17 protein-coding genes are annotated in these 16,863 nt (G+C 66.4%); 13 read left to right on the top strand and 4 right to left on the bottom strand.

Annotated elements, in window-relative coordinates; translation table 11 throughout:
• The first annotated feature begins 3 nt into the window (after positions 1 to 3).
• The 6 genes from BS38_RS0106010 to BS38_RS26650 all read left to right on the top strand — a co-directional run bounded on the left by BS38_RS0106010 (position 4) and on the right by BS38_RS26650 (position 6,764).
• Entirely contained in the window at positions 4 to 2,046 is a 2,043-nt protein-coding gene (locus BS38_RS0106010) for a bifunctional rhamnulose-1-phosphate aldolase/short-chain dehydrogenase (protein WP_028269977.1), read from the top strand.
• Positions 2,043 to 3,560 (top strand): rhamnulokinase, encoded by a 1,518-nt coding sequence (locus BS38_RS24525; protein ID WP_051628752.1) that lies wholly within the window; start codon positions 2,043 to 2,045, stop codon positions 3,558 to 3,560. The genes BS38_RS0106010 and BS38_RS24525 overlap by 4 nt, the downstream gene beginning before the upstream one ends.
• A gap of 48 nt (positions 3,561 to 3,608) precedes the next feature.
• Complete coding sequence (locus BS38_RS0106020; protein WP_028269978.1) at positions 3,609 to 4,619, top strand: acetylxylan esterase; 1,011 nt, start codon at positions 3,609 to 3,611, stop codon at positions 4,617 to 4,619.
• Positions 4,620 to 4,974: 355 nt separating this feature from the next.
• The gene (locus BS38_RS0106025) at positions 4,975 to 6,099 is read left to right on the top strand and encodes a 3-deoxy-7-phosphoheptulonate synthase (protein WP_028269979.1); all 1,125 of its coding nucleotides are present in this window, start codon (positions 4,975 to 4,977) and stop codon (positions 6,097 to 6,099) included.
• Between the two features lie 168 nt (positions 6,100 to 6,267).
• Positions 6,268 to 6,480: a helix-turn-helix domain-containing protein gene (locus tag BS38_RS0106030; RefSeq protein ID WP_028269980.1), complete on the top strand. Its 213-nt coding sequence runs from the start codon at positions 6,268 to 6,270 to the stop codon at positions 6,478 to 6,480.
• Positions 6,481 to 6,665: 185 nt separating this feature from the next.
• Positions 6,666 to 6,764 (top strand): 30S ribosomal protein bS22, encoded by a 99-nt coding sequence (locus tag BS38_RS26650; RefSeq protein WP_003792170.1) that lies wholly within the window; start codon positions 6,666 to 6,668, stop codon positions 6,762 to 6,764.
• Positions 6,765 to 6,993: 229 nt separating this feature from the next.
• Here BS38_RS26650 and BS38_RS0106035 read toward each other — a convergent pair whose 3' ends face one another.
• Entirely contained in the window at positions 6,994 to 7,812 is an 819-nt protein-coding gene (locus BS38_RS0106035) for an HAD family hydrolase (protein WP_028269981.1), read from the bottom strand.
• A gap of 125 nt (positions 7,813 to 7,937) precedes the next feature.
• Between BS38_RS0106035 and BS38_RS0106040 the strand changes: the two genes are divergently transcribed.
• Both BS38_RS0106040 and BS38_RS0106045 read left to right on the top strand, forming a co-directional pair.
• On the top strand, positions 7,938 to 8,192 hold the full coding sequence (locus BS38_RS0106040) for a glutaredoxin family protein (RefSeq protein ID WP_028269982.1): 255 nt from the start codon (positions 7,938 to 7,940) through the stop codon (positions 8,190 to 8,192).
• Positions 8,193 to 8,270: 78 nt separating this feature from the next.
• Positions 8,271 to 8,966 carry a redox-sensing transcriptional repressor Rex gene (locus BS38_RS0106045; RefSeq protein ID WP_028269983.1) on the top strand — a complete coding sequence of 232 codons (696 nt, stop codon included), beginning with the start codon at positions 8,271 to 8,273 and terminating at the stop codon, positions 8,964 to 8,966.
• A 24-nt stretch (positions 8,967 to 8,990) separates the two neighbouring features.
• On the opposite strand, the gene BS38_RS0106050 is transcribed toward BS38_RS0106045, so the two are convergent.
• From BS38_RS0106050 to BS38_RS0106060, 3 genes are all read right to left on the bottom strand, one after another.
• Positions 8,991 to 9,716, bottom strand: coding sequence for a hypothetical protein (locus BS38_RS0106050; protein ID WP_028269984.1), 726 nt, complete (start codon positions 9,714 to 9,716; stop codon positions 8,991 to 8,993).
• Between the two features lie 283 nt (positions 9,717 to 9,999).
• On the bottom strand, positions 10,000 to 10,788 hold the full coding sequence (locus BS38_RS0106055) for a hypothetical protein (RefSeq protein ID WP_028269985.1): 789 nt from the start codon (positions 10,786 to 10,788) through the stop codon (positions 10,000 to 10,002).
• 229 nt (positions 10,789 to 11,017) lie between these two features.
• Positions 11,018 to 11,566 carry a YceI family protein gene (locus BS38_RS0106060; protein WP_028269986.1) on the bottom strand — a complete coding sequence of 183 codons (549 nt, stop codon included), beginning with the start codon at positions 11,564 to 11,566 and terminating at the stop codon, positions 11,018 to 11,020.
• A gap of 221 nt (positions 11,567 to 11,787) precedes the next feature.
• Here BS38_RS0106060 and BS38_RS0106065 point away from each other — a divergent pair, with 221 nt between their 5' ends.
• From BS38_RS0106065 to ccsB, 5 genes are all read left to right on the top strand, one after another.
• Complete coding sequence (locus tag BS38_RS0106065; protein ID WP_028269987.1) at positions 11,788 to 12,453, top strand: histidine phosphatase family protein; 666 nt, start codon at positions 11,788 to 11,790, stop codon at positions 12,451 to 12,453.
• Between the two features lie 71 nt (positions 12,454 to 12,524).
• Positions 12,525 to 13,103, top strand: a complete 579-nt coding sequence (locus BS38_RS0106070; protein WP_028269988.1) for a TlpA family protein disulfide reductase — start codon at positions 12,525 to 12,527, stop codon at positions 13,101 to 13,103.
• 15 nt (positions 13,104 to 13,118) lie between these two features.
• Positions 13,119 to 13,874, top strand: coding sequence for a cytochrome c biogenesis CcdA family protein (locus BS38_RS0106075; protein WP_028269989.1), 756 nt, complete (start codon positions 13,119 to 13,121; stop codon positions 13,872 to 13,874).
• The gene (gene resB / locus BS38_RS0106080) at positions 13,874 to 15,676 is read left to right on the top strand and encodes a cytochrome c biogenesis protein ResB (protein ID WP_028269990.1); all 1,803 of its coding nucleotides are present in this window, start codon (positions 13,874 to 13,876) and stop codon (positions 15,674 to 15,676) included. Before BS38_RS0106075 ends, resB begins: the two co-directional genes overlap by 1 nt.
• Positions 15,676 to 16,791: a c-type cytochrome biogenesis protein CcsB gene (ccsB, locus tag BS38_RS0106085; RefSeq protein ID WP_028269991.1), complete on the top strand. Its 1,116-nt coding sequence runs from the start codon at positions 15,676 to 15,678 to the stop codon at positions 16,789 to 16,791. Before resB ends, ccsB begins: the two co-directional genes overlap by 1 nt.
• Positions 16,792 to 16,863 lie beyond the last annotated feature (72 nt).

Genomic DNA, 16,863 nt, shown 5'->3' on the forward strand with positions numbered 1-16,863 from the left:
AGCATGAGCAGCACGAACAAGACTGTTGAAGACCTGATTGCCCGTTCCAACCGCCTGGGTGCGGACAAGCGGAACACCAACTTCGCCGGCGGCAACACCTCCGCGAAGGGCACGGAGAAGGACCCGGTCACCGGCGAGGACGTCCAGCTGCTCTGGGTGAAAGGCTCCGGCGGGGACCTCGGAACCCTCAAAGCCGAAAACCTGGCCGTGCTCCGCCTGGACCGGCTGAACGCCCTGAAGAATGTCTACCCCGGGGTGGACCGCGAAGACGAAATGGTGGCCGCTTTTGATTACTGCCTGCACGGCAAGGGCGGCGCTGCGCCGTCGATCGACACCGCGATGCACGGGCTGGTGGACGCCGCGCACGTGGACCACCTGCACCCGGATTCCGGCATCGCGATCGCCACGGCCGTGGACGGGGAGGCACTGACCACCAAGATCTTCGGTGACAAGGTGGTCTGGGTTCCCTGGCGCCGCCCCGGTTTCCAGCTGGGCCTCGACATCGCCGCGATCAAGGACGCCAACCCGCAGGCCGTCGGCACCATCCTGGGCGGCCACGGCATCACCGCCTGGGGCGCCACGTCCGAAGAGGCCGAGGCCAACTCGCTCTGGATCATCGACCAGGCCGAAAAGTTCATCGCAGAGAACGGCCGCACCGAGCCGTTCGGTCCGAAACTGCCCGGCTACGGCGCCCTCCCCGACGCGGAACGCAAAGCCAAGGCCGCCGCGCTGGCCCCGGTGATCCGCGGGCTGGCGTCCACGGACAAACCGCAGCTGGGGCACTTCAGTGATGACGCCGTCGTGCTTGATTTCCTGGAAGCCGCCGAACACCCGCGGCTCGGTGCCCTGGGCACGTCCTGCCCGGACCACTTCCTGCGCACCAAGGTCAAGCCGCTGATCCTGGACCTGCCCGCCGACGCCTCGATCGAGGACTCGATCGCCCGGCTGCAGGAGCTCCACGCGGACTACCGCGAGGACTACCAGGCCTACTACAGCCGGCACGCAACCCCAGACAGCCCGGCGCTGCGCGGCGCGGACCCGGCCATCGTGCTGGTCCCGGGCGTGGGCATGTTCTCCTTCGGTGCGAACAAGCAGACCGCCCGCGTCGCCGGGGAGTTCTACCTCAACGCGATCAACGTGATGCGCGGCGCCGAGGCGATCTCCACCTACGCCCCGATCGAGGAATCCGAGAAGTTCCGGATCGAATACTGGGCCCTGGAAGAAGCCAAGCTCGCCCGGCTGCCCAAGCCCAAGTCCCACGCCACCCGCATCGCCCTGGTGACCGGCGCCGCCTCCGGCATCGGCAAAGCCATCGCCACCCGCCTCGCCGCGGAAGGCGCCTGCGTGGTGATTGCCGACCTGAACCTGGAGAATGCGCAGGCCGTCGCCGCCGAACTCGGCGGACCGGACGTGGCCATCGGCGTGCAGGCCGACGTCACCAACGAAGCCCAGGTCGCCGCGGCCATCCAGGAAGCGGTGCTGGCATTCGGCGGCGTGGACTTGGTGGTCAACAACGCCGGGCTCTCCATCTCCAAGCCGCTGCTGGAAACCACCGAGAAGGACTGGGACCTGCAGCACAACGTCATGGCCAAGGGCTCCTTCCTGGTGGCCAAGGCCGCAGCGAAGGTCATGATCGATCAGGACATGGGCGGGGACATCATCTACATCTCCTCGAAGAACTCCGTGTTCGCCGGCCCGAACAACATCGCCTACTCCGCAACCAAGGCAGACCAGGCCCACCAGGTCCGGCTCCTCGCGGCTGAACTCGGCGAATACGGCATCCGCGTCAACGGCATCAACCCCGACGGCGTGGTCCGCGGCTCCGGGATCTTCGCCGGCGGCTGGGGCGCCAAACGCGCCGCGGTGTACGGGGTGGACGAGCAGGAACTGGGCAAGTACTACGCCCAGCGCACCCTGCTCAAGCGCGAGGTCCTGCCCGAGCACGTGGCCAACGCCGCCGCCGTGCTCACCAGCGCCGAACTGTCCCACACCACCGGCCTCCACATCCCCGTGGACGCCGGCGTGGCCGCAGCCTTCCTGCGATGAGCAGCAGCCCAACACCCGGTGTCGACGGCGGCGTGGTCGCCGGCAGTGTATTCGCCGCTGTCGATATCGGCGCCTCCTCGGGCCGGGTCATCCTCGGCCGGGTGGCACCCGGCGTTGCCGGTGGTGAAGGCAAAGCGACTCTGGAAACGGTCCACCGCTTTCCGAACGGCGTGGTGGAGTCCGACGGCGGCCTGCGCTGGGATTTCGACGCCCTGTTCGCCGAGGTGCTCACGGGGCTCGCTGCCGCGGCCCGCGCAGCCGCCGAGCGCGGCGAAACGATCAGCAGCATCGGGATCGACACGTGGGCGGTGGACTACGGGCTGGTGGACTCTGCCGGGAACCTCATCGCGCAGCCGTTCAGCTATCGCGATGACCGCAGCCGCGCCGCCGTCGCCCGCGTCCACCAAAAACTGGACCCGGCCCGGCTCTACGCCACCACAGGCCTGCAGTTCCTGCAGTTCAACACCCTCTACCAGCTGGCAACCGAAAAGGACCTGGACGGGCTACAGGCCCTGCTCATCCCGGACCTGATCGCCTTCCTGCTCACCGGAGAGCGCCGCACCGAAGCCACCAACGCCTCCACCACCGGCCTCTTCGACGCTGTTGCGGGGGAGTGGGCCACCGAGTTCCTGGCCGCCCTGGGCCTGCCGAAGAAACTGTTCCCGCCGCTGATCCAGCCCGGCGAAACCGTCGGCACCCTGCTGCCCGGCATCGCCGCCCGGACCGGCCTGGCCGAGGCCACGAAAGTGGTGGCCGTCGGCTCGCATGACACCGCATCCGCCGTCGCCGCCGTCCCGGCCGAACACGGGAACTTCGCCTACATCTCCTCGGGAACCTGGTCGCTTGTCGGGGTCGAGCTGAAGAAGCCCGTGCTCACCGAGGCGAGCCGGCAGGCGAACTTCACCAACGAACGCGGCGTGGACGGCACCATCCGGTATCTCCGCAACGTCGGCGGGCTCTGGCTGCTCAGCGAATGCCAGCGCGCGTGGGCGCAACAGGGTTACACGGCCACGCTGGCGGACCTGCTGGCCGGCGCTGCGGCGCTGCCGTTGGGCGGACCCCAGATCAACGCGGACGATCCCTACTTCATCGCCCCGGACAACATGCCCGAACGGATCCGCGCGGCCGTCCGCAACACCGGCTCGGTTCTTAAGGACAGCCCCGCCGCGATCACCCGCTGCATCCTGGACAGCCTCGCTGCCGGGTACGCCCGGACCATCGCCGACGCCGAACGCCTCGCCGACGTGCGCGTCGACGTGGTGCACATTGTCGGCGGCGGCTCGCAGAACCGGCTCCTGTGCCAGCTCACTGCCGACGCCACCGGAAGACGCGTCATCGCCGGACCGGTCGAGGCCACCGCACTGGGCAACGTGCTGGTCCAGGCCCGGGCGGCAGGCGTGGTGTCGGGCGGGCTCGGCGAGCTGCGGGCCCTGGTGCGTGGCTCCCAGCCGTTGGAAAGCTTCCCGGCTGCGCAACGTGGCGTCGTGACGGTTGAATCCGCCGTGTCCGCCTGAGAAGATGCAACATCCTACGTATTGGCCGCTTCACAGAACCGGAATTCCATGCCACTTTTCGACCTACCGCTTGAGCAGCTCCGAAACTACACCTCCGGCGTCACCGCGCCGGTGGATCTCGATGCCTTCTGGGACCGCACCGTCAGCGAAGCCCGGGCATACCCGCTGGGCGCCGTGTTCGAGCCCGTGGACAACTACCTCACTGTAGTAGACACGTTCGATGTCACCTTCGCGGGATTCGGCGGTTCCCCGGTGAAGGGCTGGCTGCACCTGCCGGCGAACCGCCCGGCGGACGAGCCGCTTCCCGTCGTGGTGCAGTATGCGGGCTATTCCGGCGGACGCGGGCTGTCCAACCAGGACACCAAGTGGGCGCAGGCGGGCTACGCGCACTTCATCATGGACACGCGCGGGCAGGGCTACGGCGGACTCCTGGGGCACACCGCAGACCCGCACCCATCCGCCGGGGACGTGGCGCATGCGGGGCTGATGACCCGCGGCGCCGGAAGCCGTGAGGATTACTACTACCGCCGGGTCTATGTCGATGCCTTCCGCGCGGTGGAAGCGGCGCAGGCGCATCCCGCCGTCGACGCCTCCCGGGTTGTGGTTGCGGGTGTCAGCCAGGGCGGCGGCATCACCATTGCCGTGGCCGGGCTTGCGGCCGGAAGGCTCGACGGCGTCATCGCCGCGCTGCCGGACGTGCCGTTCCTGCAGGACTTCCCCCGCGCCATCGACATCACGCCGCGCGGACCCTATCCGGAAATCGCTGCCTTCCTGGCCCGCCACCGGGACCGTTACGAGTCGGTCCTCGCCGTGCTGAACTACTTCGACGGCGTCAACCTGGGCCGGGCGGCCACGGTGCCGGCGCTGTTCTCGGCCGCGCAGGCGGACGACATCTGCCCGCCGTCGACCGTTTTTGCCAGCTTCAACGCCTACGGAACGGGCGCTGGCAGCGGGGCGCCGGCCAAGGACATCGAGGTGTACCGGTTCAACAACCATGAGGGCGGCCAGGAGCACCAGTGGAACCGCCAGCTGGAGTACCTGCGCAAGCTGCTCGGGTAGCGCTTCCCTCCCAACTAGGTAGCAGCAGATGTCGTTTTGGCGGCTCAAAACGACACCTGCTGCTACCTAGTTGGGCCGGGCTAGTTGGGCCGGTCGAGAGGGGTGCGGTGTGTTGCGCGGAGTTTTGTGACGCCCCGGTTTGCGGCCGGTTGCTTCCGGGGTTATGGTCTTGGCTATGACAAACCGTTGGTATGCGTATTTTTCGTTGGCTCTGGAGGGGCCCGCGTCTAACTGACACGCATCCAACTTTCCTTCAGAGCCAACAGGGCAGAGATCATTCTCTGCCCTTCGCCATTTCTCCGGCGGGTTCTGATCTGGGCCCGCTCCGCACCTTCCGGAACAGGACCCCGCACCCATGAGCACCACAGCAGCCACCGAAACACAGCCTTCCAAGTCCACCTCAAACCTGCGCGTCAGCGAATTCCAGGCGCTTCCGTCACCCCAGGACATGATCGCGGAACTTCCGCTGGACGCCCGGGTTGCTGACGTCGTCGAACGCGGCAGGGACGAAGTCCGGGCCATCATGGACGGCGTGGACGACCGCCTGCTGGTGATCGTGGGCCCCTGCTCCATCCATGACCCCAAAGCGGGCCTGGAATACGCCCGCAGGCTGGTGAGCCAGGCCGAGAAGCACAAGGAAGACCTGCTGATCGTGATGCGGACCTACTTCGAGAAGCCCCGCACCACGGTGGGCTGGAAGGGCCTCATCAACGATCCGCACCTGGACGGCAGCCACGACATCGCCACCGGCCTGCGGGCAGCCCGCCGGTTCCTGAAGCAGGTCACCTCGCTGGGCCTCCCCACGGCCACGGAATTCCTGGAACCCATCAGCCCGCAGTACATGGCCGACCTCGTGTCTTGGGGCGCGATCGGTGCGCGCACCACGGAAAGCCAGATCCACCGCCAGCTGGCGTCAGGGCTGTCCATGCCCATCGGGTTCAAGAACGGGACCGACGGCGACCTCCAGGTTGCGGTGGATGCCTGCAGCGCCTCAGCGGCCTCCCAGGCGTTCCTGGGGATCGACGGCGACGGCCGGGCGGCGCTGGTGGCCACGGCCGGCAACCCGGACACGCACGTGATCCTCCGCGGCGGCCGCAAGGGCCCTAACTACTCCGCGGCCGACGTCGAAGCCGCGTCCGCCAAGCTGGCGGCCAAGCAGCTCAACCCCAGGCTCATTGTGGATGCCAGCCACGCCAACAGCGGCAAGAGCCACCACCGCCAGGCCGAGGTGGCCCTAGAAATCGGCGCCCAACTGGAAGACGGCGGAGCGGCAGCCGCGGCGATTGCCGGCGTCATGCTGGAGAGCTTCCTGGTGGGCGGCGCGCAGAACCTCGACGTGGCCGAGCACGCCGCAGGCACCGACGAACTGGTCTACGGCCAGAGCGTGACGGATGCCTGCATGGAGTGGGATGTCACGGCGTCGGTACTGGGCCAGCTGGCATCGTCGGCCCGCAAGCGCCGCGGCGCCAGCCAGGGCTGAAAGTCCCTGGCGGTTCAGCGAAACTGGTTACTGAAAATGACTTTCACAATGGCACCATCAGCCACTAGAGTAACTAGCACAGGGTAGGTTGATGGCTCAGCATCGGCACACCGCAATGGGGTTTCAATGGGGTTGCCTTTATCAGCTGTTAACAAAGGAATAAGGGAAATGTCCGCAGAGTCGAACTTCTCGAACGCTCAGTTCCTGACTGTGGCCGAAGTGGCCGAGCTCATGCGCGTTTCCAAAATGACCGTGTACCGCCTTGTTCATTCCGGAGAGATGCCGGCCGTCCGGTTCGGCCGCTCCTTCCGGGTGCCCGAGACCGCCGTCGAACAGTACGTCAAAGGTGCTGTCGTGGAAGGCCAAACGGACACCGCCTAACCTCCGCAGCGGCCGCAACCAAGGGGTGCGGTCTGGCGGGCGGTCAGTGGGAGCGCCGGATAAGCGGTACCCTGTTAGGGAACGTTTTTCGTTATTGTAAGAATCTGTTTGTTGTTTAGTCTGTTGCCTAGTCCACGGACCTCTTCCATCAGACAGGTACTCCATCTAGTTTGTAAGGAACTTTCGTGGGTTCAGTTATTAAGAAGCGTCGCAAGCGTATGGCCAAGAAGAAGCACCGCAAGTTGCTTCGTAAGACCCGCCACCAGCGCCGTAACAAGAAGTAGAGATACTTCCTACAGCGTGAGATGCCCGTTGCCTTTGGCAGCGGGCATTTTTCTTTGCTTGGTTCCCCGGCAACAGCGCTTCGCCGTCGCTTAGACACGCCCGAAAGGCGCTCCGACGGTCGCTGGGCGACCTGTGTCGCGCGTTCGGTCGCGATGCGCTCCTACGCGAAGCACTGTGGCCGATTGAGGCTCCGGAAGCTCAGCGGGCACGCCACTCGTGTGGTAAGAGTTAAACCGTGGGTCCGCGGAAGCGGGTGAAGCCCCGCCAGAGGCCGTAGGCGGCGCCGCCGACAGTCGCGGCTTTCAGCCCGAGCGTTGCGGCTCGGCGTCCGGATCGGAAGTCGTACACCGGCCAGTTGTTGTCCCGGGCGTGGCGGCGGAGCCGGGCGTCGGGATTGATGGCCACGGGATGGCCCACCATGCTCAGCAGCGGAATGTCATTGTGTGAGTCGCTGTAGGCCCAGCAGCGCTTGAGGTCCAGGTCTTCGGCGTCCGCGATGCCCTGGACGGCCACGGCCTTGGCCTGGCCGTGCAGGATGTCGCCCACCAGCCGGCCGGTGTAGGCCCCGTCCATGACTTCACCGACGGTTCCCAGGGCACCGGTCAGGCCCAGCCGGGTGGAAATCACGGTGGCCACCTCGATGGGGGTCGCCGTCACCAGCCACACCATGCGCCCCACCCGGAGGTGCTGCTGGGCCAGGGCTTTGGTGCCGGGCCAGATCCTGGACTCAATCATTTCGTCGAAGACTTCTTCGCCGAGGGCTTTGATGTCCTCCACGGTGATGCCGGCTGCAAGGGTCAGGGCCGAGTCCCGGACCGCGTGGACGTCATCCATGTTCTCGCCGCGGAGAATGAACTTGAACTGCTTCCACGCCATGCCTGCTGCCTGCGGCAGGGTGAAGGCGCCGCGCTGGTGCATTTTTCGGGCCACGTGGAAGAGGCTGGCGCCCTTCATGAGCGTGTTGTCGACGTCGAAGAAGGCGGCCTCGCCGTGCTGCAGCGCACCGGCCGGCTGCCGGACTACGGCGACGTACTTCTCCTCGGGCATGACTTGAGTCTAGTCAATGGTCGAGTCCGCGCTGTCGCGGCCTCGCAGACGAGTCCATGCTGATGGGTGCACACAGATGCGCGCCCCCGTCGCAGCGGGGCGGCAGCCCGGGCTACGGTTAAGGCATGGCAAAACCCGACGTCGTCCTGATCACCAAAGCTGACTGCCACCTCTGCGAGGCGGCGCGCGACGCCGTCGGACGGGTCACAGCGGCACTGGGACTTGAGTGGACGGAACAACTGGTGGACAACCAGCCGGAGCTGCGCGAGCGTTACGCCGAAGAGATCCCCGTTGTCCTGGTGGACGGCGTCCAGCGGGACTTCTGGAAGATCGACGAAACCCGCCTCGAGCGGATACTACGCCAGGCTGTGGCCAAATAGGCGCGACGACTTCTGCTTTGTTGGCAGCGCGGAGGGGGCTCTAGAGTGGACTCACAACGCGACGCAATGGAGCAGATAGTGACTTCGCTGGATTCATCCCCCGAGGCTGTCCACGGGGATAGCGGAACTGCGGCCAAGCAGATTCCGCCCGCGGCCGTGGCCCGGCTGACCATCTATTTGCGCGCCCTCACCACCATGCTGGCCGAAGGGATCGAACGCGTCTCGTCCGAGTCCCTGGCCGAAGCCTCGGGCGTCAGCTCGTCCACGCTCCGCAAGGACCTCTCGCACGTCGGGTCCTACGGCACCCGCGGCGTCGGCTACGAAGTGCAGTACCTCAGCCGCAACATCTCGGCCGCACTCGGGCTCACCCGGGACTGGAAAGTGGCAATCGTGGGCGCCGGCAACCTCGGCAAGGCCCTGGCGCGGTACGGCGGTTTCGAATCTCGGGGCTTCGACGTCGTGGCCATTTTTGACGCCGACCAGATGGTGGTGGGCAACGAGGTGGGCTGGCTGCGCGTCAGCGACGTCGCGGACCTGGAGCCTGTCCTCCAGCGGACCGGCGCCAACATGGTGGTGCTCGCCCTGCCGGCCGCCGTGGCCCAGGGTGTGTGCGACCGCGTCATCGCCGCCGGCGTGCGAAGCATCCTCAGTTTTGCGCCCGTGATGCTCCAGGTGCCGCCGGGCGTGAACCTGCGCAAGGTGGACATGGCCACCGAGCTGCAGATCCTGGCCTACCACGCCCAGCGGATCCAGAACCCCGACGACGGCGAGTAATCCCGCCGTCGAGAAGTGCCGCCGCTAGCGCCCGTAGGGGTAGCCCGGCTGCCCGTACGGGCCGGCGTACGGCTGGTACTTCCGGAAGTACGGCGCCGACCCGGGCAGGTACAGGAGCACGATCGCCGCGGCCCCGGCCAGGATGGACGGCGTCCCGAGTCCCATCTGCAGAACGCCCAGCAGGGAGAAGGCCGCGAAAATGGTACCCAGGACACGGGCCCAGTTGCGGCCCTTCCGGACGTTGAACGCCACCAGCGCGTACAGCAGCACGCCGACGGCGGCAATCAGCACCACCATTCCCACAATGACGCCCTTCACGGCCTCGAAATCCACGCCCGCTCCGCTGGTTGCCAGCCTGGCATCGAACTGGCTGCGCATGGCGGGGTCGTCTATGGAACCTATCGAGAGGAACACTGAGCCCACCCAAAGCGCGCAGGCGACGATCAGCAGCCAGAACGAGAGGTTGACCAGCGGGGGAGCGGCGGTGCCCGAGCTTCCCTGCTGCGGCAGTTCGGAGGGGTAGGCGAAGTACTGCGGCTTCCCGGACTGCTGCGGCTGCCCATACTGCGCCTGACCGAACTGCTGCTGGGGCTGGCCGTACTGGGGCGCCTGGCCATACTGCGGGGCCTGCGCGTACTGCGGCGGATGCGCAAAGGCGGACGGACCCTGCCCGTACTGCGGTGCCGGCTGGCCGTAGGAACCGCCGCTTGGATCGCTGGGATACGACGGCGGGACGGGCGGAGTGCTCATTAGTGATCCTTTGTGAGTCGGTTACTCAGTAATAGACACCGGGATCAGCCACCTCACCTGCCCCCAGCGTGATTTTGGTAACACGGTACCGTGCGGAAGGGCATTCTGGGCATAGTTTGCGGCTCAATTTCCGCTCAAGAGCTTGCCGGCCAAACGCAGAGGGCGCGGACTCCGGAGGCCCGCGACTGATTTCGCCGGTGCCGTCCAAAGTCCACGCCCTCCGGCTGTGGAACTGTGATGCTGTGGAACTGTGGTGCTGCGGAACGTGGTGCTTCGGGGTGCGTTAGCGTCCGTAGGGGTTGCCCGGCTGGGCGTACGGGCCGCCGAACGGCTGCTGCTTCTGGAAGTACGGCGCTGATGCCGGCAGGTAGAGCATCACAATGGCTGCGATCCCGAGCAGTACCGCGATGGAGCCGACGCTGAGCGGAAGCAGGCTGAAGATCGAGAGTGCGGCAAATACGGTGCCCAGGATGCGCGCCCAGTTCTTGCCCTTGCGCACGTTGAAGGCAACCAGTGCGTAGAGCCCGGCACCGATCAGGCCCATCACAACCATGGTTCCGATGACCACGCCCTTGATTGATTCAAAATCGATGTCTGCGCCGCCTGCCCGCATCTGCTCCTCGAAGGTGCTCCGCATGGCGGGATCATCCAGCGCGGGAATGGCGACCAGCAGGGAGATGAGCCAGAGGGCGCCCGCAGCAATGATCATCCAGAACGCGTTGTTGACCATCTTCGGAACCCCGGCGGCTCCGGGACCCTGCGGCTGTTCGGACGGGTACTGGGCATAGGGGGACTGGCCGTACTGCTGCGGCGCCTGGCCGAACGGCTGCTGTCCGTACTGGGGCTGTCCGTACTGCGGAGCGGCCGGTGGCTGCTGTCCGTACTGGGGTGCGTTCTGGCCGTACTGGGGAGCGCCCGGCGGCGTGTTTTGGCCGTACTGCGGAGCGGCCGGTGGCTGCTGTCCGTACTGGGGTGCGGCAGGTGACTGCGGCGCGTTCTGCCCGTACTGGGGAGCGTCGGGGCCAGGCTTGCCGTTCTCGGGTTCGTTCGGGGTGGCTGGAGGCGTGCTCATAGTTGGTCCTTCGCGGGTCGACTACTGACAAAACGGGTACCGGGATCAGTGACGGTTCCCCTGCCCCCAGCATGGTTTGGTTCCACCGTACCCCGCTGCGGTGGCCCGATGGATCATTCCGCAGAGGTATTCTGGCCGGCCCGGTTCAGCAGCCGGATTAAGCACAGCACCCCGCTCCGTCTCGGGGACGGAGCGGGGTGCTGTTGGTGCAGAACTACGAAGCGAAGAACTAGGCTGCCGGAGCGATGAACGCGAGCTCAAGGTTGATGGCAACCTTGTCGCTGACCAGCACTCCGCCGGCTTCGAGGACGGCGTTCCAGGTCAGGCCGAAGTCCTTGCGGCTGATGGTGGTTTCGGCGGTGAGGCCGGCGCGGGTGTTGCCGAACGGATCCACAGCCACGCCGTGGAGCTCGGTTTCGAGCGCCACCGGGCGGGTGACGCCCTTGATGGTGAGATCGCCCTGGAGCTCGTATGCGTCGCCCTTGGGAACGATCGCGTTGGAGACGAAGGAGATTTCCGGGAACTTCTCGACGTCGAAGAAATCTTCGCCGCGGACGTGGCCGTCGCGGTTGACGTCGCCCGAGTCAAAGCTGGCGGTCTGGATGGTGGCGTTGACCTTGGAGTCGGCAACGTCCTGGGCGAGGTCCAGCGTGGCTGCGGCGTCGGTGAACTGGCCGCGGACCTTGCTGATGCCTGCGTGGCGCACCGTGAAGCCGATTTCGCTGTGCGAGTTGTCGAGGGTCCAGGTGCCGGTGGTGATGTTGGCGGGCAGTGCCATGGTGTTGCTCCTTGTGATCTGTGGTGGAAGTTCTCTTGCGGAAGGACATCTGATCGCCAGCCAAAACTTCTTTGCTTGAAGTCTCAACTAACTGCTTCACCCAGTATAAACATGCATATGCATCTTTTATTCCAACTCCGGGGAACATTTCTCCAAACTTCTCAGTTCTACTTCCTGTAGAAGATTTCAGATCACCCGACATCTTTGAGAAACTGGTAAACATGCCCCAAGCCACTGTTCATCTCCTTCGCCATGGCGAGGTCCACAATCCGGACGGAATCCTCTACGGACGGCTGCCGGAATTCCACCTCTCCGAACTCGGGCAGCAGATGGCCAAGACGCTCGCCGTGCACTTCAGCGACCGCGTGGCCGACGGGGCGAACATTGTGCATCTCGTGGCCTCGCCGCTGACCCGCGCCCAGGAGACGGCCCTCCCCATCTCCGAAGCGCTGAACCTTGAAATCCACACCGAGGCGCGCATCATCGAGGCCGGCAACCACTTCGAAGGGCTCCGGGTCAACAAGGCCGAGCTCCTCAAGCCCAAGCACTGGCCGCACCTGCGCAACCCGTTCATCCCGTCCTGGGGTGAGCCGTACAAAGCCCAGGCCGCACGCGTCATCGCCGCAGTCCAGGACGCGCGCCTCCGTGCCATCGAGCTGGGCGGAGACCACGCGGAAGCCATCCTGGTCAGCCACCAGCTCCCCATCTGGTCCACCCGGCTGAGCGCCGAGGGCAAGCCCCTCTGGCACGATCCGCGCAAGCGCGAATGCACCCTCACGTCCATCACGTCGCTGGTTTTCGACGACGATGGCACCCTCCTGCGCGTGGAATACAGCGAGCCCGCTGCCGCACTCCTGCCCGGCGCCTCGAACACCCCGGGAGCCTGAGCGTGGCCGGATTCAAGTTCACCAAGGCGGCCGGCGCCCGCGACGTGACCACCGCAGCCTCCCGCCGCAGTGTGCTGGCCGCCGGCGGCCTGGGGCTGGCCGCGCTCACGCTGGGGCTTTCCGCGTGTGCCCAGGAAGACGCCCTGGCCAAGCAGGCCAAGGCCGGAGACAACAAGAACTACGTTGCCGGTGACGGGTCCGTGACCGAGTTCGCTGCTGCCGACCGCAAATCCGCCGTCAGTATCAAGGGAACCCTCTTTGACGGCACCACCGTGGAGCCGGCGGACTTCGTCGGAAAAGTCACCGTGCTCAACTTCTGGTTCGCTGCCTGTGCGCCGTGCCGCGTCGAAGCGCCGTCGCTCGAGGCCCTTCACCAGGAGTTCAAGCCGCAGGGAGTGCAGTTCTACGGCGTCAACCTCCGCGATGAAAAGGCCGCAGCCGAGGCGTTCGACAAGACGTTCAACCTGACCTACCCGAGCTTCCACGACAAGGACGGCGGCGTGCTCCTGGCCGTGTCCGGGCTGGTTCCTCCGGGTGCCGTGCCCACCACGCTGGTGCTCGACAAGCAGGGCCGGGTGGCCTCCCGTGTCCTCGGGGAAATCCAAAAGGGCACGCTCAAGGCCCTCATCGCCGCCGCCGTGGCAGAGTAACGGCGGCGCCCCCACGTGAACAGCCCCTTCGCCGAAGCCATCCTGAACGGTTCCCTGCTGCTTGCCATCCCGGTGGCTCTGCTCGCCGGATTCGTGTCCTTCCTCTCACCGTGCGTCCTGCCCCTGGTGCCGGGATACCTGGGCTATGTGACCGGGCTGACCGGCGTGGACCTGGAGAAGCAGAAGCGCGGCCGCATGCTGGCCGGAATCGGCCTGTTCGTGCTCGGCTTCTCGGTGATTTTCGTCCTGCTCGGCGGGGCGTTCGGCCAGCTGGGTTCGATGATCAGCGGCGGCCAGAATGCCTGGATCACCCAGGTGCTGGGTGTTCTGGTGATCATCATGGGCGTCGTGTTCATGGGCGGTTTCAGCTGGCTGCAGCGGGATGCCAAAATCCATGCCAAGCCGCCGGCCGGACTGTGGGGCGCGCCGTTGCTGGGGATCACCTTCGGCCTCGGATGGGCTCCGTGCATCGGGCCCACCTACTCCGCCGTCCAGCTGCTGAGCATGTCCGGCGGGTCCTCGGCCGCCAAGGGCGCGTTCCTGGCCTTCGTCTATAGCCTCGGGCTGGGCATCCCGTTCCTGCTGATTGCCCTGGCCGTGCGCCGGGGCGTCGGCGTGATGTCCTTCTTCCGCAAGCACCGGCTCGCCATCCAGCGGATCGGCGGGGGAATCCTGGTGGTCCTCGGCCTGCTGATGGCCAGCGGTGTGTGGGGGGCCTGGGTGTCCGGGCTGCAGTACTGGTTCCAAACCGATGTGAAATTGCCGATCTGATGAGCGAGCGAGTGAACGAAAAGAAGAAGCCTGCACCCGCAGACAATGCTGCAGCGAACCCCGTGGCCAAGGCCAAAGCGGAAGCCGCCATGCCGGCCCTGGGGTTCACCGGCATGCTGCGCTGGGCCTGGACCCAGCTGACCAGCATGCGCACCGCGTTGTTCCTGCTCCTGCTGCTGGCCGTTGCGGCCGTGCCCGGATCGCTGTTCCCGCAGCGCCCCGCGAACCCCTCAATCGTCACCCAGTACATTGCGGACCACCCGGACTACGGAAAGATCCTGGACTCGCTCCAGCTCTACGACGTGTACTCCTCCGCGTGGTTCTCCGCCATCTACATCCTGCTGTTCATCTCCCTGATCGGCTGCGTGGTTCCCCGCGCGATCGCCCACTACAAGGCGATGCGCTCCCAGCCCCCGCGCACCCCGGCCAGGCTCTCCCGCCTGCCCGAGTACGGCACGCTGGTGATCCCCGCGGACGCCGGGATCCCGGCGTCGGACGCCATTGCGGACGCTGCCGCGAAGCTGAAGAAACGCGGTTACCGCGTTGATGTCAGGGACGACGACGGCGCGCGGCCCTCTTTGGGGGCCGAGCGCGGCTTCCTGAAGGAAGTGGGAAACCTGGTGTTCCACACGTCGCTGATCGGCGTGCTGGTCTCCGTGGCGGCCGGCGGCCTGTTCGGGTACAGCGGGCAGCGGATCCTGGTGGAGGGCGACACGTTCGTAAACACCCTGGTGGGCTACGACCAGTTCACCCCGGGCACCAACTTCCAGAGCAGCCAGCTCCAGCCCTACTCCATCCAGCTGGATAAGTTCCAGATCACCTTCGACCGTGAATCGAAGGGCAAGTTCGGCCAGCCCATCGACTTCAAGGCGGACGTGACCACCCGGGAAACCCCGGACGCACCGGCCGAGAAGCAGGTGCTGAAGGTCAACGACCCCGTCAGCCTGGGCGGCACCAGCATCTACCTCACCGGCAACGGCTACGCCCCCGTGGTGACCATCCGCGACGGCGCCGGCAACGTCGCCATGCAGGGGCCGGTGGTGGCCAAGCTGCAGGGGGACAACTACTACTCCTCCGTGGTCATCAAGGTCCCGGACGCCAAGCCGGACCAGCTCGGGTTCGCCGGGTTCTTCCTGCCCACCGCGTTCGTCACCGAGGAAGGCGTGTCCTTCAGCGGGGACCCGGAGCTGATCAACCCGCAGCTCACGCTGAACTCGTACTTCGGCGACCTCGGACTAAACGCGGGCTCCCCGCAGAACGTCTTCGAGCTCGACGTGAAGAAGCTGACGCCGCTCAACGCCCGGAACCTCGACGCCGGCGGCATCACCCTGGCGCCCGGGACCACGTATACGCTCCCGGACGGCAAGGGAACCATCAGCTTCGACGGCGTGAAGCGCTACATCGGCGTGGACATCCACCACAACCCGGGCCAGCTCTACGCCCTGATCTTCGCCCTTCTGGCGGTGGCCGGACTGGTGACCTCCCTGTACGTGAACCGCCGGCGCGTCTGGGTCCGCACGGGTACGCACCCCGACGGCCGCACCATGGTGGAGTACGGTCTCCTGGCCCGCGGCGAAGACCACCGCCTGGCGGCGGAGGCGGAGATTATCCGCGGACTGCTGACGGAGGAATGGGGCCTGGACTCCCGGACGGCTTCACAGACAGCTCCCAGCGGGCCGGAGGATAATGGCCCCGCGGAGAGTGTCCCCAGCGGTGCCTCCGGGGATGCCGCCACGGAATCCCGCCCGGAAGACTTTATCCAGTCAACAGCCGGCTCATCCGAGTCGAAGAAGGACCAGTAATGCTCGCCATCAACGAAACCATGGGCCAGTACAGCGAGCTCTTTATGCTGCTGGCCGCCGGAACGTACACGGTTGCCTTTATCGCCTTCGCCTGGGACCTGGCCAAGAGCAGCAAGGCCCTCCTCGCCGTGGACCTCAAAGCTGCGGCCGCAGCCGAGGCGTCCGCGGCAGCGACGTCCAAAGTTCCGGTGGGTGCCGGCGTCGGCGCCGGTGCCGCCGTTGACCGCGCCGATTCGGACGTCAGCGGGCCGGCAGGCCGCGCCGAGCGGCCGTCGTCGGCCACCGGACGCGCCTCCAATGGTGCCGTGGCAGGCGCCGGGCAGACGGCCGACGCCGGCATGCGCTACGCCGCCGAACGCCGCGTTCCCGCCCGCGTTGCTGTTGCCCTGACCGTGCTGGGCGCCGTGATCCACGGAGCCGGCGTGGTCACCCGCGCCTTCGGTGCGGGCCGGGTGCCGTGGGGCAACATGTACGAGTTCCTCACCACCGGCGCCTTCGTGGCCGTCGCTGTCTTCCTGCTGGTCCTGATCCGGCGCGACCTGCGGTTCCTGGGCACCTTCGTGGTCGGCCTGGCGATCATCATGCTCGTGGCCGCCTCCGTGGCCTACTGGACCCCCGTGGGGCACCTGGTGCCGGCGCTGCAGAGCTACTGGCTGGTCATCCACGTGTCCATCGCGGTGCTGTCCTCGGCACTGTTCACGCTGACGTTCGCCATGTCCGCGCTGCAGCTGGTGCAGGCGCACCGGCAAAAGACCATCGCGTCCGGCGGCGCGGACAAACTGGGCTTCATGCGCCTGGTGCCTTCGGCGCTGAGCCTGGAAAACCTGTCCTACCGCATCAACGCCATCGCCTTCGTCGGCTGGACCTTCACCCTCATGTTCGGCGCCATCTGGGCCGAGAAAGCCTGGGGCCGCTTCTGGGGCTGGGACACCAAGGAAGTCTGGACGTTCGTGATCTGGGTGGTTTACGCCGGCTACCTGCACGCCCGCGCCACGCGCGGCTGGACCGGCACCCGGGCCGCGTGGCTGTCGATTGTGGGCTACCTCTGCGTGGTCTTCAACTTCACCATCGTGAACCAGTTCTTCAACGGCCTGCACTCCTACTCGGGCCTGTAGCCAGGCCGCCGGCCCGGACGACCGGCCCGGACTCGACTACTGCGCCGGACTATCCGCGCCGGAGTATCTGTG

Origin of the sequence: Arthrobacter sp. UNC362MFTsu5.1 (genome assembly GCF_000685965.1) — a bacterium.
Lineage (GTDB): Bacteria > Actinomycetota > Actinomycetes > Actinomycetales > Micrococcaceae > Arthrobacter.